At 62.9% G+C, this 453-nt stretch carries 1 pseudogene; it reads left to right on the top strand.

What is annotated here, in order from left to right:
- A pseudogene (sucC, locus tag HZU84_RS21260) lies at window positions 1-453 on the top strand (succinate--CoA ligase subunit beta); the annotation flags it as partial.

Below are 453 nucleotides of genomic sequence, written 5' to 3'. Positions count from 1 at the left end.
ACCTGTACCGCTGCTACATGGAGACGGATGCCTCGCTGGTCGAGATCAACCCGCTCAACCGTGACAGCAAGGGCAACCTGATGGCGCTGGACGCGAAGTTCAACTTCGACTCCAACGCGCTGTTCCGCCATCCGGAGATCGTGGCCTACCGCGATCTGGACGAAGAGGATCCGGCCGAGGTCGAGGCGTCGAAGTTCGATCTGGCCTACATCTCGCTGGACGGCAACATCGGCTGCCTGGTCAACGGCGCGGGTCTGGCGATGGCGACGATGGACACCATCAAGCTGTTCGGCGGCGAGCCGGCCAACTTCCTGGACGTCGGCGGCGGCGCCACGGCCGAGAAGGTGACCGAGGCCTTCAAGCTGATGCTGAAGAACCCGGACGTCAAGGGCATCCTGGTCAACATCTTCGGCGGCATCATGAAGTGCGACACCATCGCCAACGGCGTGGTGA

This window comes from Sphaerotilus sulfidivorans (genome assembly GCF_013426975.1).
Lineage (GTDB): Bacteria > Pseudomonadota > Gammaproteobacteria > Burkholderiales > Burkholderiaceae_C > Sphaerotilus > Sphaerotilus sulfidivorans.
The sequence above is the reverse complement of the archived record's forward strand: the minus strand, read 5'-3'. Positions and strand labels throughout refer to the sequence as shown.